Annotated in this window: 18 protein-coding genes; 12 read left to right on the top strand and 6 right to left on the bottom strand. The window is 72.6% G+C overall.

What is annotated here, in order from left to right; all coding sequences use genetic code 11:
- Positions 1-8: 8 nt before the first annotated feature.
- Positions 9-2081 (bottom strand): glycosyltransferase, encoded by a 2073-nt coding sequence (locus ABD340_RS22060; RefSeq protein WP_344591215.1) that lies wholly within the window; start codon positions 2079-2081, stop codon positions 9-11.
- 16 nt (positions 2082-2097) lie between these two features.
- The gene (gene glf, locus ABD340_RS22055; RefSeq protein ID WP_344591213.1) at positions 2098-3267 is read right to left on the bottom strand and encodes a UDP-galactopyranose mutase; all 1170 of its coding nucleotides are present in this window, start codon (positions 3265-3267) and stop codon (positions 2098-2100) included.
- Between the two features lie 377 nt (positions 3268-3644).
- Between glf and ABD340_RS22050 the strand changes: the two genes are divergently transcribed.
- The 7 genes from ABD340_RS22050 to ABD340_RS22020 all read left to right on the top strand — a co-directional run bounded on the left by ABD340_RS22050 (position 3645) and on the right by ABD340_RS22020 (position 15333).
- Entirely contained in the window at positions 3645-4910 is a 1266-nt protein-coding gene (locus tag ABD340_RS22050; protein ID WP_344591211.1) for a hypothetical protein, read from the top strand.
- Between the two features lie 10 nt (positions 4911-4920).
- Complete coding sequence (locus ABD340_RS22045) at positions 4921-6135, top strand: hypothetical protein (RefSeq protein ID WP_344591210.1); 1215 nt, start codon at positions 4921-4923, stop codon at positions 6133-6135.
- A complete protein-coding gene (locus tag ABD340_RS22040) occupies positions 6128-7051 on the top strand; it encodes a glycosyltransferase (RefSeq protein ID WP_344591209.1) in 924 nt (307 codons plus the stop codon). Before ABD340_RS22045 ends, ABD340_RS22040 begins: the two co-directional genes overlap by 8 nt.
- Entirely contained in the window at positions 7048-8454 is a 1407-nt protein-coding gene (locus ABD340_RS22035; RefSeq protein WP_344591208.1) for an acyltransferase family protein, read from the top strand. The genes ABD340_RS22040 and ABD340_RS22035 overlap by 4 nt, the downstream gene beginning before the upstream one ends.
- Positions 8455-8521: 67 nt before the next feature.
- Complete coding sequence (locus tag ABD340_RS22030; RefSeq protein WP_344591206.1) at positions 8522-9964, top strand: hypothetical protein; 1443 nt, start codon at positions 8522-8524, stop codon at positions 9962-9964.
- Positions 9965-10123: 159 nt separating this feature from the next.
- Complete coding sequence (locus tag ABD340_RS22025) at positions 10124-12256, top strand: hypothetical protein (RefSeq protein WP_344591205.1); 2133 nt, start codon at positions 10124-10126, stop codon at positions 12254-12256.
- Positions 12257-12330: 74 nt separating this feature from the next.
- Complete coding sequence (locus tag ABD340_RS22020) at positions 12331-15333, top strand: ATP-binding protein (protein ID WP_344591203.1); 3003 nt, start codon at positions 12331-12333, stop codon at positions 15331-15333.
- 22 nt (positions 15334-15355) lie between these two features.
- On the opposite strand, the gene ABD340_RS22015 is transcribed toward ABD340_RS22020, so the two are convergent.
- Together ABD340_RS22015 and ABD340_RS22010 are read right to left on the bottom strand one after the other, a co-directional pair.
- On the bottom strand, positions 15356-16171 hold the full coding sequence (locus tag ABD340_RS22015; RefSeq protein ID WP_344591201.1) for a hypothetical protein: 816 nt from the start codon (positions 16169-16171) through the stop codon (positions 15356-15358).
- A 179-nt stretch (positions 16172-16350) separates the two neighbouring features.
- On the bottom strand, positions 16351-17664 hold the full coding sequence (locus tag ABD340_RS22010) for a hypothetical protein (RefSeq protein WP_344591200.1): 1314 nt from the start codon (positions 17662-17664) through the stop codon (positions 16351-16353).
- Positions 17665-18012: 348 nt separating this feature from the next.
- Between ABD340_RS22010 and ABD340_RS22005 the strand changes: the two genes are divergently transcribed.
- Together ABD340_RS22005 and ABD340_RS22000 are read left to right on the top strand one after the other, a co-directional pair.
- Positions 18013-19263 (top strand): MurT ligase domain-containing protein, encoded by a 1251-nt coding sequence (locus ABD340_RS22005; RefSeq protein WP_344591198.1) that lies wholly within the window; start codon positions 18013-18015, stop codon positions 19261-19263.
- 62 nt (positions 19264-19325) lie between these two features.
- The gene (locus ABD340_RS22000; protein WP_344591197.1) at positions 19326-20045 is read left to right on the top strand and encodes a type 1 glutamine amidotransferase; all 720 of its coding nucleotides are present in this window, start codon (positions 19326-19328) and stop codon (positions 20043-20045) included.
- Here ABD340_RS22000 and ABD340_RS21995 read toward each other — a convergent pair.
- Positions 20042-21100 (bottom strand): TerC family protein, encoded by a 1059-nt coding sequence (locus tag ABD340_RS21995; RefSeq protein WP_344591195.1) that lies wholly within the window; start codon positions 21098-21100, stop codon positions 20042-20044. The genes ABD340_RS22000 and ABD340_RS21995 overlap by 4 nt on opposite strands.
- Positions 21101-21170: 70 nt before the next feature.
- Positions 21171-21533: a DsrE family protein gene (locus tag ABD340_RS21990; protein ID WP_344591194.1), complete on the bottom strand. Its 363-nt coding sequence runs from the start codon at positions 21531-21533 to the stop codon at positions 21171-21173.
- 236 nt (positions 21534-21769) lie between these two features.
- On the opposite strand from ABD340_RS21990, the gene ABD340_RS21985 reads away from it, so the two are divergent.
- The 3 genes from ABD340_RS21985 (at position 21770) to ygfZ (ending at position 24051) form a co-directional block, all read left to right on the top strand.
- A complete protein-coding gene (locus ABD340_RS21985) occupies positions 21770-22255 on the top strand; it encodes a heme-binding beta-barrel domain-containing protein (protein WP_344591193.1) in 486 nt (161 codons plus the stop codon).
- A gap of 307 nt (positions 22256-22562) precedes the next feature.
- Entirely contained in the window at positions 22563-23009 is a 447-nt protein-coding gene (locus ABD340_RS21980) for a Fur family transcriptional regulator (protein WP_344591192.1), read from the top strand.
- Between the two features lie 43 nt (positions 23010-23052).
- The gene (gene ygfZ / locus ABD340_RS21975; RefSeq protein WP_344591191.1) at positions 23053-24051 is read left to right on the top strand and encodes a CAF17-like 4Fe-4S cluster assembly/insertion protein YgfZ; all 999 of its coding nucleotides are present in this window, start codon (positions 23053-23055) and stop codon (positions 24049-24051) included.
- Positions 24052-24084 lie beyond the last annotated feature (33 nt).

Below are 24084 nucleotides of genomic sequence, written 5' to 3'. Positions count from 1 at the left end.
TGCCTCCCTCATACAGGGGGACGCGAGGCCTCGAAGGTCTCGCGCCACCGCTCCGGCGACGTCAGCTCACCCATGGCCGAGCGGTACTCCCTGGTGAGCCGCGGCCATTCCTTGTAGAGCCGGCCGTGCAGCGCGCTGGTGCGCTGCATCAGCGACCGGAACCGCTTCGGGTCGCGCTGGTACCAGGCCGCGCCCGTGCCGTCGGCCGCCGACACCAGCGCGCTGTCGAACTGCGACAGCTTCCACCAGCGCAGGTCGATGTGCGGGACGAGCGCCTGCGGGTTGCGGACGGCCGCCGCGTCCACCGGCTTCAGCTGCTTGATCCCGCCGACCACCGCCGCCTTGATCATGCCCTTGCGGTCGCGCGGCGGCGCGGCCTCGCGGCCCTTGCGCGGCGGCTTGGTGCGCCGGATCGCCGGGAAGTCCTCCAGGTCCTCCTGGTACGCGGCGTCCGGGAACCGCTTGCGGAAGGCGCGGATCTCGGCCATCTTCGTGACGATCGAGGTGTGCATGTGGTCCGGCCCGCGCAGCACGTCCTCGATCGCCATCAGCATCAGCTCGGCCGCCGAGTACTGCATCGCCAGCGCGTGCTTGATGGACACGAACAGGCTTTCCTTGAGCAGGTTGCCGCCCCGGTCGTAGGGCGAGTGCACCAGCGCCGACACCAGCCGGTTGCGCTCGTGGAAGTACGCCTGCCAGTCGATGGTGTCGTCCTTGTCGTGCCACGGGACGTGCCAGACCGCCACGCCCGGCAGCGACACCGTCGGGCAGCCGGCGGCCCGCGCCCGCACCCCGTACTCGGCGTCGTCCCACTTGATGAACATCGGCATCGACAGCCCGACGTTCTTGATCACCTCGACCGGGATCAGGCACATCCACCAGCCGTTGTAGTCGACGTCGATGCGGCGGTGCAGCCAGGCCGTCTCGCGCATCCGGTGGAAGGCGAAGTCGTGCCCGTGGAAGGTGTGCGGGGCCGGGCCCCAGAACCAGCGGTACGGCGCCAGCGTCTCGCCGTAGGCGTGCAGCACCGAACGGTCGTACAGGCTGAACATGTGGCCGCCGACGATGGTCGGCTTGCGGGTCAGGTCGCCGAAGGTGACGGCCCGCAGGATGCCCTCCGGCTCGGCCACCACGTCGTCGTCGAGCAGCAGCACGTAGTCGCTGGTCCCGGCGCGGACGGTCTCGTCCATGGCGCGGGCGAAGCCGCCGGAGCCGCCCAGGTTGCCCTGGACGATCACGCGCAGCCGGCCGTCCAGGGCCTTGGCGGCGTCGGCGAAGTCGGGATGGTCCTCGACCCGCCGGTCGCCCTGGTCGATCACGAAGATCTCGTCGATGACCTCGAGCACGTCGGTGGCCCGGCCGAGCGCGAGCAGCTGCTCGACGCAGAAGTCGGGCCGGTTGTAGGTCGTGATGCCGATGCTCGTGCGGCCGGTGCCGTTGCGTCCGGGCAGGGTGCCGGTGCGGGCGCACCACTCGGCCCGTTCCATGACCGCGGGCGTCTCCCCGGCGACGAGCTCGAACCAGTACCAGCCGCCGTCGACGAACGGCTTGAGCGGCAGCGTGAAGAGGCGCTCCTCGGTGGCGGCCGCGTGCACCTCGTGCGATTCGAGGCGCTGCGAGTGGCCCTTGGAGTTGGACCGGTAGACCAGGATCTTCGCGTCGCCCCGCACCCGGACCCGGAGCACGACCTCCTCGATCCGCGTCCAGCGCCGCCAGTAGCTGGCCGGGAATGCGTTGAAGTAGGTCAGGAACGACACCCGCCGCCCGGCGGGCACCACGACCCGGCGCCGGTCGTGGCCGCGGCCGCCGGGCGCCTCGGGCTCGTCCTCGAGGTCGGACCCGTCCCAGTACTCGGCGGGCTGGAACTCCGCCGAGGCGGCGGGCGCCGCGCTCTCCGCGCCCGCCGCGCTCTCTGGGGCGCCGATGGCCGCCGGGTCGGGGCCGTCCTGGTCGGCCTGCTGGGTCCGGACGATGTTCCCCTCGATGTAGAGCTTGAGGATGTCCTGGTCCCGGTCCACCGGCATGACGACGCGATGCAGGACCCGCAGCCCCTCGCCCCCGGCGGTCGTGCCCGTGCTCATCGGCTCCCCCTGGTCGTCATTCGGCCGTTCCTTCACCGGAAAGCTTCGCACCTTCGGTGAAGTGCGGGCGCAGCCTGTTCTCGACCATGTTCAGCGCACTGGCGATCGCCATGTGCATGTCGAGGTACTTGTAGGTGCCCAGGCGGCCCCCGAACAGGACGCCGTCCTCCCGCCGGGCCATCGTCCGGTAGCGCAGCAGCCGGTCGCGGTCCTCGGCGGTGTTGATCGGGTAGTACGGTTCGTCGCCCCGTCCGGCGAACCGCGAGTACTCCCGCATGATGACCGTCTTGTCGCCAGGGTAGTGGTCCCGTTCCGGGTGGAAGTGGCGGAACTCGTGGACGCGGGTGTAGGGGACGTCCTCGTCGGCGTAGTTCATCACCGGGGTGCCCTGGAAGTCGCCGGTCGGCTTGACCTCCATCTCGAAGTCCAGCGTGCGCCAGCCCAGCTCGCCCTCGGCGAAGCCGAAGTAGCGGTCCAGCGGGCCGGTGTAGACGACGGGCACGTTGCCGGCGACGTCGCTCCGCATGTCGAGGAAGTCGGTCTCCAGCCGGACCTCGATGCGGGGATGGTCGGCCATCCGCTCCAGCCAGGCGGTGTAGCCGTCGACCGGCAGGCCCTCGTGGACGTCGTTGAAGTACCGGTTGTCGAAGGTGTACCGGACCGGGAGCCGCGTGATGATCTCGGCGGGCAAGTCGCGCGGGTCGGTCTGCCATTGTTTCGCCGTGTAGCCGCGGATGAACGCCTCGTACAGCGGCCGGCCGATCAGCGAGATCGCCTTCTCCTCCAGGTTCGCCGGGTCGGTGACCTCGGCGGCCTGCTCGGCGACCAGCGCCCGCGCCTCGTCGGGGGTGAACGACCGGCCGAAGTAGGAGCAGATCGTGCCGAGGTTGATCGGCATCGAGTACACGCGGCCCTTGAACGTGGAGAAGACCCGGTGCTGGTAGCCGGTGAACCGGGTGAACCGGTTGGCGTACTCCCACACCCGCTCGTTGGAGGTGTGGAACAGGTGGGCGCCGTAGCGGTGGATCTCGATGCCGGTCTCGGGCTCCGGCTCGCTGTAGGCGTTGCCGCCGATGTGGTCGCGGCGGTCCACGACCAGGACCCGCAGGCCCAGTTCGGACGCGCAGCGCTCGGCGACGGTCAGGCCGAAGAAGCCGGATCCGGCCACTACAAGATCAACGTTCACGAGGCGATCCCGGGGGACGACGACGGTGGCCGGTCCCGCTCGCACCCCGGCACCCGGTCGCGTGCGGTTCCCGGCGGGCCCCCGGGACGCGCTCCGGACCGTCCGGTCGCGGTGCCGGTGCGGGACCGAAAAGGTGACGGGCGGTGACGGCGCGTTGTGAGAAGTGCCATGTTGGGGGGTGACCTGGTGCGACCTGGGAGTCGGTGGCTGATCGGCGATTGATCCGGAGAACGGGACGTAAGGGGCAAGTGCGCAGCTAAGATACCCGCTGGCCGATGCATGCGCGGGCCGTTCCCGGCCTTGGTGATCGATATCCCGTTCCGCCGACCGCCGTCCCCTGACGTCCCCGGACGTTCCCGACCCCCGGGTGGTGATCCGTGACCTCCGCCGTGTACGTGCACGTCGGCGCGCCCAAGAGCGGCACCACTTTCCTCCAGAACGTGATGTGGCACAACCGCGAGGCCCTCGCCGCGCAGGGGCTGCTCTACCCGGGCGGCGACGACGTCTCGGCGCACGTGTGGGCTGCCTTCGACCTGCGCGGCGCGTTCTTCGACGGCCACCGCGACCCGGTCACCCGCAACGCCTGGGCCCGGCTGGTGGACGAGGTCCGCGCCTGGGACGGCCCCGCCGCCGTCATCTCCCAGGAGTTGCTGGCCTCGGCGCGTCCCCGGCACGTCGAGCGCGCGCTGGCCGACCTGGACTTCGCCGAGGTCCACCTCGTCTACACCGCCCGCGACCTGGCCCGGCAGATCCCCGCGCACTGGCAGGAGGACGTCAAGAACCGGTCGGCGATGACGTTCGGCGAGTTCGTCGCCGGCCTGCGCGACCCGGAGTCGGCGCGTTCGCCGTGGGTGCGGGAGTTCTGGCGCATGCAGGACGCCGCGGGCGTGCTGGAGCGCTGGGCCGGCGACGTCCCGCCCGAGCGGGTGCACGTGGTCACCCTCCCTCCTCCCGGCGCGTCCGACGGCCTGCTGCTGGAGCGCTTCTGCGCGGTCCTCGGTGTGGACGCGGCCGCGCTGGACACCTCGCAGGTGTTCGGCAACCCGTCGCTGGGCGTCGCCGAGACCGAGCTGATCCGGCGGATCAACCTGGCCACCCGCGACTCGGTCGAGTGGCCCGTCCACGACGTGTACGTCAAGCACGACCTGGCGCAGTCGGTGCTGACCCGGCGCGCCGGGGCCGTCCGCATCCGGCTGCCCGAGGCGTACCGGCCCTGGGTTCTGGAACGCTCGCGGGAGCTGGTGGAGGCCCTGTCCGCGGCGGGGTACCGGGTCGCGGGCGACCTCGACGACCTGCTGCCGGGTCCGTCGGGCGGGTCCGCGGCGTCCGACCCCGACCAGGTCCTGGACGGCGACGTGCTCGACGCGGCCCTCGACGCGGTGGCGCAGCTGCTGCGGCAGTGCGCCGTCCAGCACCGGCACGGCCCCGACGCGGCCGCCGGGTCGGCCGACCTGATGCGCGAGCAGGTCGCCCGGCTGCGGGAGGACGCCGCGCATCTGGCGGCGGTGTCGGCGTCCCCGGTCAAACGGGTCGTGCGGAGCCTGAGCGAGCGCAACCGCCTGGTCATGAGCGCCCGCGCGGCGTACTGGCGGTACGCGGAGACGGCCCGGCGTCCCGCGGACGAGACGGAACGAGGCGAATGAGCACCGAAAAATGAGCACTGACAAGCGGATCTTCCTGCACATCGGAGCGCCGCTGGTGGGCGCCGGGGCGTTGCAGGACGCGCTGTGGCACAACGGCCCGGCACTGGCCGCGCACGGGGTCTGCTATCCCCTCGAAGACCCCCACCAGCACTTCGCCGCGACCATGGACCTGCGCGAGATGTCCTGGGGCGGGCAGCGCGACCCCGCCTGGAGCGGCGTGTGGGACCGGGTGGCCGCGCGCGTCCGGGAGTGGGACGGCGACCGCGTGGTGCTGTCCCAGGAACTGCTGGGCGGAGCGACGGAGGCGCAGGCGCGGCGGGCGGTGGAGTCGCTCGGGCCGGGTGAGGTGCACGTGGTGTTCACCGCCCGCGACCTGGCCCGGCAGATGGCCGCCGACTGGCAGGAGCACGTCAAGCACGAGCACACCGTGACCTTCGACCAGTTCGTGGACGACCTGGTGATGAAGGGGATCGAGGCGCCCGCGCCGTTCGGCGAGATGTTCTGGGGGCTGCACGATCCGGTGCGGGTGCTGGCGGCCTGGGGCGCGGCCGTCCCGCGCGAACGGGTGCACGTGATCACCGCGCCGCGCGGGGCGTCCGGCGGCGCGGGCCTGTGGGGACGGTTCGCCGAGCTCGCCGGGATCGCCCCGGAGTGGTGCGACCTGGGTCCGATCCGCGAGCACGACCCGCTGGGCCTGGCCGAGGCCGAGCTGATCCGCCGTGTGAACGAGCGGCTCGGGTCGTCGCTGGGCGGCGACTACGAGCCGCTGGTCCGCCGCCACCTGGCCAACTCGCTGCTGGCCGACCGCGCGGGCCGGGACGGGCACGTCGAGGTCGTCGTGCCGGTGCGGCACCACCCGTGGATGCGCGCCCGGTCGCAGGAGCTGATCGACGGGCTGGCGGCGGCCGGGTACGACATCGTGGGCGACATCGCCGAGCTGATGCCCGACCTGGGCGGCGCGGCCCCGGCCGAGCCGGTGGCGGCGCACGCGCTGAACGAGGTGGCGGTCGAGGTGATCGAGGCGCTGCTGCGCGATCTGGCCAGGTCCCGGGAGCGCACCCAGATCGCGGAGATCAACCACGAGCTGGCGCAGGTCCGCGAGCAGCTGTCCCGGCTGAGCGCGGCGCCGCCGGCCCGGCCGTCGGTGATGCGCCGGTCCGGCCGCCGCTTCCGCGGTCCCGGATCCGGTCCCGCGGGCGGCGCCGGGGGCGGCGGCCGTGCGTGAGGGCGGCGCCGGGCCCCGGGTGGTCGCGGTCGTCGTCACCTACAACCGGCGCGACCTGCTCGTCGAGGCGCTGGAGGCCGTCCGGGCGCAGACCCGCGGGCCCGACGCCGTCATCGTGGTCGACAACGCCTCGTCCGACGGCACCGCCGGGCTCGTGCGGGAGCGCTTCGGCGAGGCGGAACTGCTCGCCCTCGCCCGCAACACCGGGGGCGCCGGGGGGTTCGCGACGGGCACCCGCCTGGCCCTGGACCGCGGTGCCGACCTGGTCTGGCTCATGGACGACGACACCGTCCCCGAGCCGGACGCCCTCGCCGCGCTGCTCGCCGCCCGCGACCGCGTCCCGGGCCCGCCCGCCCTCGTCGCCAGCCGGGTCGTGTGGACCGACGGCCGCGACCACCCGATGAACACCCCGCGGCCCAAGCCCCACGCGTCCGCCGCCGAGGTGCGGGCCGCGCGCGAGGCCGGCTGCGTGCCGATCCGCTCGGCGTCGTTCGTGTCGGTGCTGGTGGACGCGCAGGCCGTGCGCGAACGCGGCCTGCCCATCGCCGACTACTTCCTCTGGAACGACGACTTCGAGTTCACCACCCGGCTGCTGCGCGGCCGGACCGGGGTGCTGTGCGGCGACAGCGTGGTCGTCCACAAGACCAGGACTTTCGGGTCGACCGACGTCGATCCGGGGGAGCGGTTCTTCTACGAGGTCCGCAACAAGGTGTGGCTGTTCACCCGCAGCCCCGGGCTGGCACCGGCGGAGCGGGTGCTCTACGGTGGCTCGACCGCCCGAAGATGGACCTTGACCTTCGCACGCTCCCAGGACCGGGCCGTCCTGCGCCGGGGGCTCTTCCGCGGCCTGGCCGCGGGATTGCGCGCGGGCCCGCGTTCCAACGACGAAGCCCTCCGAGACCTGGATACCCGATGAGCCGGCACGCGCCCCCGAGCTTCGCCTCGCCCGCCTCGACCCGTCCCGGGCCGCCCACCGCCGGGCGCCGTGCCGGCGATGACGCCGGGGGCACCGGCTCCGGCGCCCCGCCGGCCGGCCGGTCGCGGCTGCGCGAGCTGGACCTGCTGCGCTTCATCGCCGCCGCGACGGTGATGATCTACCACTTCACCGGGGTGCCGACCGCGGCGTGGGGCCAGGACGCCCGGGTGCTGTTCAGCGAGATCTCCGACTTCACCCGCGAGGGCCTGCTCGGCGTCGAGCTGTTCTTCCTGATCAGCGGGTTCGTGATCCTGATGAGCGTGTGGGGCCGGCAGGTCGGCGACTTCGCCGTCTCCCGGATCACCCGGCTGTTCCCGGCGTACTGGTTCGCGGTGACGCTGGGCCTGGTGATCTTCCTGGCCACCGGGATCCACGCCGGCACCACCGGCGAGGTGGGCGTGGCGCGCAGCTACCTGCCCAACCTGACGATGCTGCAGGACGGCTGGCACGTCCCCAAGATCGAGGTCCTGTACTGGACGCTGTGGACCGAGCTGCACTTCTACGTGCTGATCGCGATCCTGGTCGCGGTGGGGATCAACTACGCGCGCTGCGTGATCTTCATGGTGACCTGGCTGCTGGCGGCGGCGTTCGCGGTCGAGGCCGGCGGCAAGTTCGTCAACTCGCTGCTGATCTCCGGCTGGGCGCCGTTCTTCATCGCGGGCATGGCCTTCTACCTGATCCACCGGTTCGGCTCCAACGTGATCCTGTGGCTGATCGTGCTCGGCTGCTACGGGCTGAGCACGCACTTCTCGGTGGAGCGGCCGGAGAAGGGGTTCCGGTGGCCCGGCGTCGACGAGTGGCTGATCCCGACCATCCTGGCGGTGCTGTTCATCGTGATGGCGCTGGTCGCGACCGGCAAGCTGGGCTGGCTGCGCTGGCGCGGGTTCACCGTGATGGGGGCGCTGACCTACCCGCTGTACCTCATGCACGAGACGGTGTCCCGGCCGCTGATCAAGACGCTGTTCCCGTACTACTCCAAGTGGAACGTCCTGGCGCTGGCGATCGTGACCTCGCTCGCGGCCGCGTACCTGGTCCAGAAGCTGATCGAGGGGCCGGCGCAGCGGGTGCTGCGGAAGCGGCTGAAGGCCGCGCTCGCGCAGATCCGCGCGAACGGCGAGCGCGCCGAGCGGCCGCCACGCGGCAAGCGCGGCGACCCGGCGCTCCAAGGCGAGCGGCCGCCGCGCGGCAAGCACGTCATCCCCGGCGCGGGCGGTGCCCCCGACCCGCTCCCGCCTCCGCAGCCGCCTTCCCAGCCGCCCGGCTATCCGCCCGCCTACCCGCCCCCGCCGTCGCCCCCGCCCGGCGCCGCGCCCGTACCCGGGACGACGCCGTACGGGTCGTGATCGCCGCCCGCGTCTCCCCGCCCCGCCGCTGGCACCGGGGCGGGCGCGGGCCTTATGCTGCGGCGAAATGATCTCCCCCGGCACCCGCTCCCGGGCCTTCCTCACCGCGCACTGGCCGTTCCTGATCCTGCTCGGGCTCGGCGTGGCGCTGCGCGTGCTGACCGTGCTCGGCTACCGGTGGGCGATGTGGTTCCCCGACTCGTTCGAGTACCTGGCCGGTGCGCTCGACCCTGAGCCGCACCCTGCCCGCCCCGGCGGCTACGCCTTCTTCCTGTGGGCGCTGCGGCCGTTCCACAGCTTCGAGCTGTTGATCGTCCTGCAGCACCTCATGGGGCTGGGCGTGGCCGTGATGGTGTACGCGCTGCTCCGGACGAGGTTCGGCCTGCCCGGCTGGGGCGCGTCCCTGGCGGCGGCGCCGGTGCTGCTGGACGCCTACGAGGTCCAGCTCGAGCACATGGTGATGTCCGACACGCTGTTCACCACGCTGATCGTGGGCGCGGTCACCGCGGCGATGTGGCGGTCGAAGCCCGGCCCGAAGGCCGCGGCCCTGGCCGGGGCGCTGCTCGCGATGGCCGCGCTGACCCGTTCGATCGCGCTGCCGCTGGTCGTCCTGCTCCTGCTCTACCTGGTGGTCCGCAAGGCCGGATGGCGGCCGGTGGCGCTGGCGGCGGCCGGGGCGGCTGTGCCGCTGGCGCTGTACGCGACCTGGTTCCAGTCCGTCCACGACCGGTTCGCCCTCACCAACAGCAGCGGGATCTTCCTCTACAGCCGGGCGATGACGTTCGTCGACTGCGAGAAGTTCGACCGGCCCCCGCCGGCGCGCGAGCAGGTGCTGTGCCCGGTCCTGCCGCCTGAGAAGCGTCCCGCCTCGCACTTCTACATCTGGGGCGCCAAGTCCGTGCTGCGCAGCGACCCCAGCGTGCCGCCGTGGTTCTCCCCCGAGCAGGAGGAGTTCGCCCGCGGTTTCGCGGTGCGGGCGATCCGCGCGCAGCCCGGCGATTACGCCTCGACCGTGTGGGACGAGCTCCGGATCGGCTTCTCCTGGACGCGGCCGGTCTTCCCCGACAAGAAGACCTACGCCTACTACGAGTTCGGCAGCCAGGAGGGGCCGCTGCCCAACTTCATCAAGGCGGACGTCGCCGCCTTCGACGCCGGACGCAACGAGACGCGGATCGTCGAGCCGTACGCCGGGTTCCTGCGCGGCTACCAGGACCACGTCTACCTGCGCGGCGCCGTCCTGGCCGCGCTGCTGGCGGCCGGGCTGGCGGCGGTCGCGGCGGGATGGCGGCGGCGCGGCGGGCCGGCGCTGCTCCCGTGGAGCCTGGCGCTGGCGATGACGGTGATCCCGCCGGTCACCGTGATGTTCGACTACCGCTACCAGCCGCCGGTGATCCCGCTCGCGTGCGTGGCGGCCGCGCTCGCCCTGCCGCGGCGGACGAGGCCGCGGCCGGATACGGCCACGCCCGCGCCGGCCGAGGCCGAGACCGTGCCCGGTCTTTCCCCAAGGTGACCGGCATGACCGAAATGGCGTTCAAAGTCGGTCATTGGTGCCACTGTTCGGTTGAACGTGGAGCGTAAATCCCGGATCCTCTTTACTCTGTGCAGTGTAGGAAACCAACCCGAACCCCAGGCGTTCCATACCTTCCCGTAACCCCAGGGGTCTCTCGACGTGACCGCTTCTGAATCCGGCCGGCCGCCGGTGAACGGTGCCGCGATGGCGCGGCTGGTCCAGGCCGACCGCGTCTACGTCGGCTGGCGCTACGCGCAGGTCCATCCCGACCCCGGACCACCCCCGCCGCGTCCGGAGCCGCGGGAGCCCCCGCCGGCCCCGCCCCCCGAACGGCGCCCGGGCGAGTACCTCGCCGGCCGCCCGCTGCGGATCGCGGTGGCCGGCGGAGGCATCGGCATGGCGCTCTTCCTGACGTGCGGCGCGCTCGGCGTGGTGCCGTGGGCGTTCGCGGCGGTCGCGATGGTCGCCTGCGCCGTCGTCCTCGCCATCACCGGGTTCGCGCTGTGGCAGGACGAGCGCGCCGTGCGGGCGCGGCTCGTCCAGGAACGGCTGCGCGGCGAACGGGAGCGGGCCGCCTGGCAGCGCCGGCGCGACGCCGCGTCGTCCGACTACATCGCCGCGTACCAGGACTGGGAGGAGCGGCAGCGGGCCTACGCGGGCCAGCGCGAGTGGTACCCGGTCGCGGTCCCGCCCGGCGTCGACCGCGTCGACGTGGTCGGCGGCACCCTGGCGGGCTGGGCGGCCGCCGTCACCACGATGGGCGCGGCCCGGCTCGCCGTCGGCGCCCGCCTCACCGTCATCGACCTGTCCGAGGGCGCGGTCGCGCACGACCTGCTGCGGGTCGCCGCGGCGCGCGGCGACGACCCGCTGGTGTGGGTGCTGCCCGCCGACCTCCCGCGCCTGGACGTCACCCGGGGCCTCAGCCGGGAGGCGACGGCCGACGTGCTGTCGCTGGTGGTCGGCGCGGGCGAGGAGCAGGACGGCACCCGCGACCTGTCGTTCGACAACTCCATCCTGGAACGCGTCATCGAGGTGCTCGGCGACGACGCCACGATCCCCCGGATCACCGCCGCGCTGCGCGTCCTGGCCCAGGTCGGCGACCCGCGCGACGACCTGCGCAAGGGGCTGCTCACCGACGCGCAGCTGGAGCGGATCGCCACGCTGTTCGGCCGGGACGCCACCGACCGGATCGTGGTGCGCCGCGCCTGGGCGCTGGAGGCCCAGCTGCGCAAGCTGGAGAAGCTCGGCTCCGAACCGGTGCGGCTGCCGCCGTCGCGGCTGCACGTGGTGTCCATGGACCGCCGCGCCGGGGTGCTCACCAACCGGGTCCTCGGCACGTTCGTCACCACCGCGCTCACCCACCGCGTCCGCGAGTCGCCACCCGGCGACCGCTGGGACCACACATTGTTCCTGTGCGGCGCGGAGAAGCTGCGCGGGGACGTCCTGGACCGTTTGATCGACGCGTGCGAGGCGACCGGGACGGGCCTGGTGCTGCTCTACCGGTCCATCCCCGGGCACGTCCGCGAGCGGCTGGGCCGCCGCGGCCACGCCGCCGTCGGGTTCATGCGGCTCGGCAACCCCGAGGACGCCCGGATCGCCGCCGAGCACATCGGCGCCGACCGGCCGCTGCTGGTCGCGGAGATCACCGACTCGGCGGGGGAGTCGCTGTCGGAGGTGGCCGCGGACGGCTACGCCAGCACCGTCGCCTATGCCCGGTCCCGCGGCGACGAGCTGACCGACCCGGTGTGGTCGCCGCTGCCCGCGCCCGCGCCGGACGACTCCGCGCTGGTGGAGGGGATCAGCTCGGCCACAGAGTGGGGCCGGACGCTCGCCGCGACCGAGGACCGGCGCCGCGACGAGGGCGGCGAGCTGAAGCAGGGCTTCCGCGAGCTGCGGATCGAGGCCCCGCAGCTCCAGGAGCTTCCGCCGACCGCGATGGTCTTCACCCATGCCGGCGCGTCGGGGCGGCGCGTGCTCCTGGTGGACGCCAACCCCGGCATCATCACGCTGCCGACCGCGCATTCCATGGAGTTCGAGGAGTACCTGCGCGAGCAGGAACAGGAGACCCGTCCCCCGGACGACGAGCCCGGCGACGAGCCCGGCGAGGACGACACAACGGCCGATGGAGAGCCCGAGGAGCCGCTGGCGGCCCCGACAGGCCAGCGCACACCCGGCCGCCCGTGGGCGTCGCGCGCGAGGCACGCCCTCCCCCGAGGAACCAACCCGCGAGGCACGCGCATAGTCCCGCCAATGAAACCGAACGGCAGACACGCCGCCGACCCACCCCCGTAGGCGCGGCCCATCGCCGTCCTGCGGAAACGTTGTGCTCGGTGGCGTGCGGGACGTTCGGAGGAAAGGATGCCTGGGTGACCCTGCCCCCGCAACGGCCCCCGGCGCCCCGTTCTCCGGGGTTGGTTCCGCCGCCGCACCTGGGTGCGCGGGCGGACGTGGACGGCTCCGCGCCGTCCGTGCTGCCCGGGCCCTGGTACCGCATCCAGGCCATCCCCGCGCCCGAGCGTCCCGCGTCCGCGGAGTGGGACTTCGTGAGCGTGCTGCCCGCCGCGCTGTCGGCCGCGCGGCGGCGGTCGCCGTTCGTGGTCGGCTGGCTGTCGCCCGGCGGCGGCGCACCGCTCGAGCTCATCACCAACGCCGGTCCGGTCGGCCCCAACGCCGGTGAGCGGCAGGGGCTGCTGTTCCCCAGCGGCGCGCGCGGCGTGCCGATCGGCGACCGGTGGCTGCGGCACGCCGAGCGGATGGTGTGGACGCGCTGCCCGGGACGCCTCGCCCCGCAGGTCGGCCGGGGCGAGACCGGCGCCAGCCTGTTCGAGTCGACGCTGGTCACGCTGATGGAACGGCCGTTCGGCTGGTTCGTGGTCGCCGAGCCGACCGACGAGCGCCGGATGGACACCGAGATGCGCGAGCTGCACCACGAGCTGCGGATGCTGCGCCGCGGCGAGGACGAGCAGGCCCGGCTGGCGGTCGCCCGCGCCGACCAGCGGCTGGCCGAGCTGGACGCCTTCCGCGAGGCCGGGCTGTGGCAGGTGCGGGTGCTGGCGGGCGCGGCCGACCGTGAGGAACTGGCCCAGATCGCACCGGTCCTGGTCGGCTCGATGGAGCTGGGGCACCACCCGTACCGGCTCAGGTCCGGGTACGGCGGCGGGACGTTCGCCGAGGTGCTGCGCCCCGACCCGGCCCCGGCGGCGTCGCGCGCGGTGCTGGACTCCGACCAGGGGTACCCGTTCACCGCGACCGCCGGGGCGCTGGCCGCGCTCGCCGGGCTGCCCCGCCGCGAGGTGCCGGGCCTGCGCGTCCTGGACGCCGGCTACTTCGACGTGACCTCCGAGACCGACGACCCGGCCGGGACGCCGGTGGAGCTGGGCGCGATCCTGGACGGCCAGGACCGCGAGGTCGGCCGCTTCACCGTCCCGCGCGCCACGATCAACCGGCACGTGTTCGTCACCGGCGCGACCGGGGCGGGCAAGTCGCAGACCGTCCGGCACCTGCTGGAGCAGCTGACCCGGGCGGGCATCCCGTGGCTGGCGATCGAGCCCGCCAAGTCGGAGTACGCGGCGATGGCGGGCCGCATCCGCGATCTCGGCGGCCCGGTCACCGTGGTCAACCCGTCCGACCCGGGCTCGGTGCCGCTGTCGGTGAACCCGCTGGCGCCCGAGCCCGGCTACCCGGTGCAGGCGCACATCGACATGGTCCGGGCGCTGTTCCAGGCCGCCTTCGACGCCGAGGAGCCGTTCCCGCAGATCATGGCCCAGGCGCTGCAGCGGGTGTACGAGGCCAACGGCTGGGACGTGGTCACCGGCGGCGGCGTCCCCGGCTCCCTCATCGAACCGGCCGTCCCGACGCTGGAGCAGCTCCAGCACGCCGCGCTGCAGGTCATCGGCGACGTCGGGTACGGGCGCGAGCTGATGGCGGACGTGCAGGGGTTCGTGGACGTGCGGCTGCGGTCGCTGCGGATCGGCTCGGCGGGCCGGTTCTTCGAGGGCGGGCATCCGGCCGACGTCGGCGGCATGCTGCGCGACAACATCGTGCTGGCCATCGAGGACGTCGCCAACGACGAGGACAAGGCGTTCCTCATGGGCACGCTGATCATCCGGATCGTGGAGCATCTGCGGATGCGGGAGCGGCGCGGCGGCGGCACCGGGACGCCCGGGCTGCGGCACGTCATCGTGATCGAGGAGGCGCACCGGCTGCTGCGCAACCGCGGGCCGGAGCGCACCAGCTCGCACGCGGTGGAGCTGTTCGCCGGGATGCTGGCGGAGATCCGCGCGTACGGCGAGGGCATCATCGTCGCCGAGCAGATCCCGACCAAGCTGGTCCCGGACGTCATCAAGAACACCGCGCTGAAGGTCGTGCACCGGCTGCCGGCCTTCGACGACCGGCACCAGGTCGGCGCGGCCATGAACCTCGACCAGGACCAGTCGCGCGAGGTGGTGTCGCTGCGTCCGGGCGTCGCGGCCGTGTTCGCCGACGGGATGGACCGTCCGCTGCGGGTGCGCATCCCGCTGGGCGAGGGCCGGGAGGGCGTGCTGCCCGGCCCGCCGCCGCCCGTCGACGGCCGCCGCTCGGCCGCGTGCGGGTGCGAATGCCGTTCCGGACGGGCCTGCACCCTCTACGAGCTGCGCGAGGCCGATCTGCTGGCAGGCCACCCGGACTGGGCGTGGCTGCGCCTGTGGGCCGACACGCTGGTGCTCGCGCACGTCGTCAACCGCCCGCTGCCCGCCGTCCCGGCCGAGCTGGGACGGGTGTGGTCGCGGCTCGCCCCGCGGCTGCGCGAGTGCACGCTCGCGACGGTCCTGGAACGGGCCGTGACCCGCCGCTCCTGGGCGCTCCGCAACGCCTTCCTGCCGTCCGAGCTGACCGCCGCCGTGGCCGACGTCGCGCAGAAGCTCCTGGACGGCGACCACACGCCGGCGGGGACGCTCCCTGGGCCGAACTGGGTCGTCCCCCAGCTGCGGTGGCTGCACGAGCTGGAGCGGCTCTTCCCGTATGGCGCGGGCGTCCCCGACAAGCACACGCCGGCGCCGCCTCTGGAGTACCAGCTGCCCGGCCTGCGCCAGCCGCCGGAGCCCAAACTCGGCCATCGCCTCCGCGCCCTGCGCCGCCACCCGCTGTCGATGGAGCTGGAACGCAACCGTCCCATCGCGATGACGGCGCTGGGCGGGGACGACGAGCAGGCGGGCTTCTACAAGGACCTGTCGGTCGTCGCGATCGGCCTGGACGAGGACGAGCAGATCGCCGACGTGGCCGACACGATGCAGGTGGGCTCCTGGTTGGAGCCCGTGCTGAGCTGGCCGGAACGCCTCATCGCCCCGTTCGGGGACCCGTCCCGCGGCCTCCCTTTCCTTGAGGGCTGAAGGGCACTGGGGAGCGGGCAGGTCAGATGTCGTCGGGGCCGCGGACGGCCAGCCCGGCCTTCTCGGCGTTGGGGCGCCAGTAGTCGACGAATTCGCGCTTGGCCTGGCTGGCGCGCTCGTTCATGGGGGCCACGTCGCCGTCCGACGGGCAGCCGGGCGCGACGTCCAGGTAGCCCTGGTTGGACTCGACCGACGCTTCCAGGGCCCGGACGAGGGCGTCGCGCATCGCGGTGCCGTTCTCCAGCGCGTCGACCTCGAGGGCCTTGGCCTTGCCGACCTGCTCCTGCCGCTGGCTGCGGATCCGTTCGAGGCCGGAGACCGGGCAGCCGCCGGTCACCACCGAACCCAGCTCCGACCTGGTGCTGGACATCTCGGTCAGCAGCGCGTCGACCTGCCCGGCCTGGCGCTTGAGCGCGGTGGCGTCGCCGCTCTCGCTGGGGGAGTCGCCGACCGGCTCGCTCTGCGCCCCGGGGCTCTGCCCCTGGGCGGGGAGCGAGCTGTTCGCGGCGGGCGTGCCGGTGCCGCCGGAGCTCGGCCAGAAGATGATGGCCAGCGCGATCGCGGCCAGCGCCACCACGCCGCCGCCGAGCAGGATGAAGGGGAGCGGGCTCTTCTTGCGGTGCTGGTCCGGGTTCCACATCTCCGGTTCCGCCCACCGGTCGTGGTCCCAGGGCTCGTCGGACAGCGAGAGGATGGTCTCGCCGTCGTTTCCGCCCGGCGGCGGTCCCGGGGGCGGCGGGGACGAGGGGGTGGGCGAGGACGGCCAGCCGGCCGGATCGGCGGGCGGCCCCCACGGCGGCGGCGCGGCCTGGGGGTCGGGAGTGGTGGCGTCTTCCATTCCGCTCAGGGACGCGTTGCAGTGTGTACAACGCGGCAACGAGGGAGTCGTGTCGTTACCGCAGCCAGGGCACCGCATTCCCACACCCTCCCCGAGAAGCTTGACGCAAACAACATACTGTGCGCGCGTCGCGACGGCCGCTCCGTCGGAGCGTCGCAATCCGCTCGTGATCGGACGCCCTACAGGCCGTTCCAGATGCGCGGAGGCAGCGAGTTGTTCTTGGCGACCGGGTTCCACATCGCGACGAACTGCTTCTTGGCCGTGGTCGCGCGGCGTTCGGCGGCGGCCCGGCCGGGGGCGCGCGACACGTCCGGACGGGGCTTGCCGCGGCACTTCCTGCTGACCACGTTGGCCCACGCGTACAGCCGCTGGTCGGCCTCCAGCGACGCCTGGAACGCCTGCCGCAGCGACACCCGCATCCGGTCGCCGTTGCGCAGCTGGTCGAGCTGGAGGCTCTGGGTGCGGCGGATCTGGTTCGTCCGGCGCTGCGCGACGACCTGGAAGCCCTTGATGGCGGTCGGCAGCGTCTCGCACTTGCGGGTGCCGTTGAGCGCGGCGGACAGCTGCCGCTTGGTGTCGGCGCTGGCGTTCAGCAGCTTGTTGACCTCGACGGCCTGCTGGCGTCCGGCCGCGATCGGCTTCTTCTGCGCCACCTGCGTGTTGTTGCTGGGCGAGGGGGTCGGCTTGGCGACCGGCGGCGCCTTCTTCTCCCCGTCCGGCCACAGCACCAGGCCGACGGAGACCACCGCCACCGCGACGAGCGCGACGACGGCGATGAGGAGCGGCTTGCTCGCCTTGCCGGACGAACCGGGCGGCGGCGGATAGTCGGGCATGCCACCTGGCCCTGGCCCCATGTACGGGCTCATCGGCGGGCCGAGGGTGGGGTCCGAGGGACCCATCGGCACGCCCATGTTCATGCCGGGCTGGTCGAACCGCGTCGCCTCGGCTGGGGCGCCCGGGCCGGGGTAAGGGGAGTCGACCATCGTGGCCTCCCCCATCGCACCGGGTGCGGGAGGCTGCGGAGCCCACTGCTGGAAGCCCGGGTCCTGGTCCTGCTCGTCCGGTTTGCGGGGACGCGCGAACCACGACTCCGGGACGATCGACTCCGCGCCGCCGCCCTCAGGCGTCCCGCCGCCGAAGCCGCCGGGCGCGGCCGGCGGGGCCGGGGGAGGGGGAGGCGGGGCCGCCTGGAAGCCGCCGCTGTCATTGGAGTCGGCGAGGTTGATCGTCCACTGCGCGGTCGTCTCGCCGTCGGAATCCTCCGGCGGGCCGGAGGGTTCCGAGTCCGAGTCGGACGCCCAGGACGGCTTGGGCGGCGGTACGAACAGCGTCTTGTCGCCGATCGCCTGCGCGTCGGCCTTGGGCGGCGCCGCGGGATCCGCCATCGGCACCGGCGCGCCCAGGGGCACTCCGGGCTGGTCGATCGGGGCGTCGCAGTTCGGACACTTGCCGAGCGTCCCGGGCGTGTTCGTACCGCACGTCGGACACTGCATCGCTCTGACCTCGCCTAGTCGCCGCCGTTGCCCGCCGGAGAGGGGCGGGGTTTCTCCCCCGCCGAACCGCAGGGCTCCCGACAAAGTACTGGGTAACGCCGCACTTGGACGTGGTCATGGGTATCTCGGACCCATCGCGCTTCCGCTGCCGGGGGTCGCACCGAATCATGACATCTGCGGACAGGTCAAGATATGCCGGACTGGTTTACCGAAAATCGTGTGATGCTCGTCGCACTCCCTTCCGCCGCCCGCCGCGGCCCATCTCCCCGGCATGCCGCTCCACTGTGCCCTCCGTACCAGCTAGGCTCGGAACGGCTTCAGAGGCGCAAACCGGAGAAGACGGAGTTCATGAGCGATCTTCCGCTGCGTTCGCAGCTGGCCGTCGCACTCGGCCGGACGGCCGCCAGGATGTCCCGGATGGCGGGCCGCGGGGACGGTTCGGTGATCGGAGGCCGGATCGGCCTGCGACTCGACCCCGAGCTGCTGACCAGGCTCGCCCGGGACCGCAAGCTCGTCCTCGTCAGCGCCACCAACGGCAAGACGACGACGACCCGGCTGATCACCTCGGCGATGACGCCGCTGGGGGAGGTCGCCACCAACGCGTTCGGCGCGAACATGCCCACCGGCCATGTCTCCGCTCTCGCCTCCGCCCCCGGCGCCCGCTACGGCGTCCTGGAGTGTGACGAGAAATACGTGCCGATGGTGCTGGCCGAGACCGGTGCCAACGTGGTCGCGCTGATGAACCTCAGCCGCGACCAGATGGACCGCGCGGCCGAGATCTGGCTGCTGGCCGGCAAGTGGCGCAAGGCACTCGAGGACAGCCCGCAGAGCCACGTCATCGCCAACTGCGACGACCCGCTCGTGACCTGGGGCGCGTCCACCGCCAAGAGCGTCACCTGGGTCGCCGCCGGGCAGCACTGGCGCGAGGACTCCTGGTGCTGCCCCGAATGCGGCGGCCCCCTGGACCGCCAGGACACCGATGAGGACAGCGACTGGCGCTGTCGCGAGTGCCACTTCGCCCGTCCCCGCCCCGACTGGATCCTGAAGGGCGACGTGGTCACCGGCCCCGACGGCCGCTCCCTGCAACTGTCGAACCTGGCCCTTCCGGGACGCGCCAACCGGTCCAACGCCGTCGTCGCGCTCGCCGTCGTCGCCCAGTTCGGCGTCCCGCCCGAGCAGGCACTGCCGCTGCTGAGCGAGGTCCGCTCGGTCGCCGGCCGCTACACCACCGTCGAGCACGAGGGCCGCCAGATCCGGCTGCTGCTGTCGAAGAACCCGGCGGGCTGGCTGGAGGCGTTCGACGTCCTGGAGCCCGCGCCCGGCCCGGTGGCGCTGTCGGTCAACGCGCAGGGCCCCGACGGGCGCGACACCTCCTGGCTGTGGGACGTCGACTACCGCATCCTGCGCGGCCGCCCGGTGTGGGTCACCGGCGAGCGCCGGATCGACCTGGCCGCCCGGCTGGAGGCCGCCGATGTGCAGTTCACCGTGGTGGACGACATCGACCAGGCCGTCATGGCCGTCCCACCCGGCCGCCTGGACGTGATCTCCAACTACACGGCCTTCCAGGACATCCGAACAAGGTACGGCCGTGTCGTGTGACCGTCGCGGGTCTGACCGCCTGTACAGCCTTCCAACCGAGTCAGTCCGAGCGAGGTACGGCCGTGTCGCCTAACCGTCCGTTGAAGATCGTCTGGATCTACCCCGACCTGCTGAGCACGTACGGGGACCAGGGCAACACCATCGTCCTGGAGCGGCGCGCCGCGCTGCGCGGCATCCCGACCGAGACCGTCCACGTCCGGTCCGACCAGCCGGTGCCCGCCGACGGCGACATCTTCCTGCTCGGCGGCGGCGAGGACCGCCCGCAGATCCTGGCCGCGCAGCGGCTGAGCAGGGACGGCGGCCTGCTGCAGGCGGCCCAGCGCGGCGCCGTGGTGTTCGCGGTGTGCGCCGGCTACCAGCTGCTCGGGCACGAGTTCGGCGGCGAGGAGGGCCAGCCCGTCCAGGGCCTGGGCCTGCTCGACATCCGCAGCGGGCGCGGCGAACGGCGTGCGGTCGGCGAAATCGTCGGGGACGTCTCCTCCGAGCTGAACGTCCCCCGCATCACCGGTTTCGAGAACCACCAGGGCGTCACCCACCTGGGCCAGAACGTGAAGCCCTTCGCCCAGGTGCTGGTGGGCGTCGGCAACGGCTCCGGCGGTTTCGAGGGCGCCTACAACGGGCGCGTGCTCGGCACGTACATGCACGGCCCCGCCCTGGTGCGCAACCCGGGCCTGGCCGACCTGCTGCTGCGCTGGGCGGTGGGGCAGGAACTCCACCCCATCGAGGACTCCTGGGCGGGCCGCCTCCGCGAGGAGCGCCTGAACGCCGTCATGACCGCCTAGGCCTCTGAGCCCGGTCCGCCGCCTCGCTGCGAGGCGGCGGACCGGGACTCGGCCTCGTCCCGCTCCTCGCGCTGCCGGTGCTTGCGCAGCGAGCCCGCGTGGGCGCGCTCCTCCGGGTGGCCGCGGACGCGCCAGAAGCTCGCCACGGTCGTGACGGTGAGGATCAGCAGGATCACGCCCAGCGACAGCGGGGTCGGGATCTCCGGGATGGACTTGCTGACGTCCTCGTGCAGGAACAGCAGGATCAGCTTGACGCCGATGAACGCCAGGATCAGCGACAGGCCGATCGACAGGTAGACCAGCCGTTCCAGCAGGCCCTCGATGAGGAAGAACAGCGCGCGCAGCCCCAGCAGCGCGAACGCGTTCGCGGCGAACACCAGGAACGGCTCCTTGGTCACGCCGAACACCGCGGGGATGGAGTCCAGCGCGAACAGCAGGTCGGTGCTGCCGATCGCGATGAAGACCAGCAGCAGCGGCGTCATCACCCGGCGGCCGTCCTCATGGGCGAACATCCGGCCGCCGTGGAAGTCGGTGGTCACCGGCATGATCTTGCGGCTGCGCCGGACCAGCCAGTTGTCCTCGACCTCGGGCTCCTCCTTGCGGTGCCGCATCAGCTGGACGGCCGTCCACAGCAGCGCCAGCCCGAACAGCAGGAAGGTGAAGGAGAACGCGGTGATGGCCGCGGCGCCGGCCGCGATGAAGATCGTCCGGAGGATGAGCGCCGCCGCGATCCCGAACAGCAGCACCTTCTGCTGGTAGATCGCCGGGACCTCGAACCGGGACAGGATGATGACGAAGACGAAGAGGTTGTCCACCGACAGGCTCTTCTCCACCACCCAGCCGGCGAAGTACTCCGTGCCGGCCGTCCCGCCGGCCACGGCCAGCACGCCGAAGCCGAACAGGATCGCGACGGCGACGTAGAACACCGACCAGAACGCGGCCTCCCGCAGCCCGACCGCGTGCGGCCGCCGCACCGCGACCAGCAGGTCGAACACGAACAGGGCGATGATCAGGCCGACCGTGGCGATCCAGGCCCACAGGGGGATTTCGATCACGCCGTTCAACTCCTTAGCGTCGCCCCTGTTCATGTCCGCTGAGTGGGAGATCAACCACCGGCGGCGGGGCTCAGTAGACCAGGGCCTGCGCCCCCTCGGTGGAGATCTCTTCCACGAAGGTGGGGGCGCCCGCGATGCGGACGCCGGGGATCACGTCGTCGGGTTTGATGTCGCGGCGGGCCGCGCACTGGGTGCAGACCGTCACCTGCCCGGCGGACAGGACGGCGGCCAGCAGGTCCTCCAGCGGGGTGGCGTGCGCCAGCCGGAACTCCTCGGCCCGGCCGGGCAGCGCGAACCAGGTGGACTCGCCGGTCAGCCAGAGCGAGACCGGAAGACCGCTGGCCACGCCCGCCGCCGCGACCGTGAAGGCCTGGTTGCACCGTTCCGGGCCGTCCGCGCCGGCCGTCGCCTTGATCACCAGAGATCTCGCCATACCGGGAGCGTAACCCGCGCGGGTGCCCGGCCGGCCACCCGCCGCGCGGACATAGGATCAGGCGCCGTGGGCATGGTGAACGCGGTGGTGGTGGTCGTGGTCCTCGGACTGATCGCGGTGGCCGCGGTCCTTCTGGTCGTGCGGCTGTCCCGGCTGCGGTAGCGGGCCCCGGCGAGAGTCCCGGCACCGGAGATCGCGGTCCGACAAGGGGCGCGGCGCCGCTACCCTCGGTGCCCATGGAGCTTGAGCTGCACCCCGATCTCGAACCCCTGAGGTTCCTGCTCGGTACGTGGGAGGGCGCCGGAGTCGGCGGCTATCCCACGATCGAGGGGTTCCACTTCGGCCAGGAGATCTCCTTCACCCATATCGGCAAGCCGTTCCTGGTCTACGCGAGCCGTACCTGGCTGATCGAGGAGGACGGTTCGCTGGGCCGTCCGCTGGCGACCGAGACGGGGTACTGGCGGCCGCGGCCGGACCACCAGGTCGAGGTCACGCTGGCGCACCCGACCGGGATCGTGGAGATCTACCTGGGGAACGTGGCGTTCAACCGGGTGGAGCTGGTCACCGACGTGGTGGCGCGGACCGAGAGCGCCAAGGAGGTCACCGGCGGCAAGCGGCTGTACGGGCTGATCGGCGAGGACCTGGGCTGGGCGTACGACATGGCGGCGGTGGGGCAGCAGCTCCAGTCGCATCTGTCGGCGCAGCTCAAGCGCGTCTCCTGAGCGGAGAATGAACGATCCCCGGACCTTCCCGCCGGGTGGCGGGGCGATGGGCAGGACTGGTCCATCGGTCCGGGGATCGGGTAACTGCCTGGTATTCGCCGGTCACCGACCGGCTGCACCGCCCCCTGGGGGGCGGGTACGAGGCGGAACGGCGACTAGCGGACAGCCACCTCGCGAGTCCTAGAATCAACCATTTTCTTGGACCACCTCCTTTCGCGCGTACTCGCACGCTATGCGAGCGCCCGCGATCCGGGCAAGCGGCTTTTTCGCGATCTCATCCGTGACGCCGGGCACATAGACTCGGAACATGTCCGAGACGTGGCAGGAGGAGCTGCGGGCCAAGGGGTACCGGGTCACGCCGCAGCGCCAGCTGGTGCTGGAGGCGGTCACCAACCTCGAACACGCGACCCCGGAGGAGATCTGCGCCGAGGTGCAGCGCACCGCCCGCGGGGTGAACATCTCCACCATCTACCGAACCCTGGAGCTCCTGGAGGAGCTCGGGCTGGTGAAGCACGCTCATCTGGGGCACGGCCCGCCCAACTACCACCTGGCGGCCGACGCCGAGCACATCCATCTGGTGTGCCGGGAGTGCGGCACGGTCAACGACGTCGACCCGGAGGCGGCGGCGGGGCTGGCCGGACGGCTGGAGGGCGCGTTCGGGTTCGAGACCGATGTGCACCACCTGACCGTGTACGGGCGGTGCAAGGACTGCCGTCTCGCGGCGGCCGCCGGAGCGGGCAGCACGACCGGCTGAGCCCGAGGGTGAATCCCGCGCCGCGGCGCATAGTGTGGGCTTCATGGAGAGCCCGCTGCTGCAGTTGCCCGGGGCCGTCCCCGCGGACGCCCCCGACCAGGAGATCGCCGCGCACTACGGTGAGCCGGCGCAGGAACAGCGCGCCCTGGAAGCCGGGACGGCGTTCGTCGACCGGAGCGACCGGGGGGTCGTGCGGGTCTCCGGGCCCGACCGGCTGAGCTGGCTGCACAGCCTGCTGAGCCAGCATCTGGAGCGGCTGGCCCCGAACGAGCCGACGCAGGCGCTGTTGCTCAGCCCGCACGGGCACGTCGAGCACCACCTGCACCTGGTGGACGACGGAGAGGCCGTCTGGGCGCACGTGGAGCCGGGCACCGCGCCGGCCCTCGCCGAGTTCCTCGACCGGATGCGGTTCATGCTGCGCGTCGAGGTCGAGGACGTCAGCGGCTCCCACGCCGTGGTGACCGTCCCGGAGGGCGCCGAGGTCGAGGCGGCGGCCGTGCTGCCGGATGTGGCCGGGCTGACCGCGCGGATCATCGACCGGTCGGAGCTGCCGGCCCTGGCCGAACGGCTGCGCCCGGCCGGGATCTGGGCGTACGAGGCGCTGCGGATCGCCGCGCACCAAGCCCGCTTCGGGCTGGACACCGATCACCGTTCGATCCCGCACGAGATGGGCTGGATCGAGGCGGCGGTGCATCTGGAGAAGGGCTGCTACCGGGGCCAGGAGACCGTCGCTCGGGTGCACAACCTGGGGCGCCCGCCGCGCCGGCTGGTGTTCCTGCATCTGGACGGCAGCGTCGACCGGCTGCCCGCGCACGGCGACCCGCTGGAGATCCCCGGCGGCCGCACCGTCGGGTTCGTGGGGTCGGCGGCCCGCCACCACGAGCTGGGCCCGGTCGCGCTGGCGCTGGTCAAGCGGAACGTGCCGGTGGACGCCGAGCTGCTGGCCGGCGGGGTGGCCGCGGCACAAGAGGTCGTGGTGTCCCCCGACACCGGCGCCAACGCCCAGATCGATCTTCGACGACGCACGGCGAATCGCGGGTAAAGCACCTGGCACCCGGGCAAAATCGTCTCTCGT

Origin of the sequence: Actinomadura vinacea, assembly GCF_039532545.1 — a bacterium.
GTDB lineage: Bacteria > Actinomycetota > Actinomycetes > Streptosporangiales > Streptosporangiaceae > Spirillospora > Spirillospora vinacea.
The sequence above is the reverse complement of the archived record's forward strand: the minus strand, read 5'-3'. Positions and strand labels throughout refer to the sequence as shown.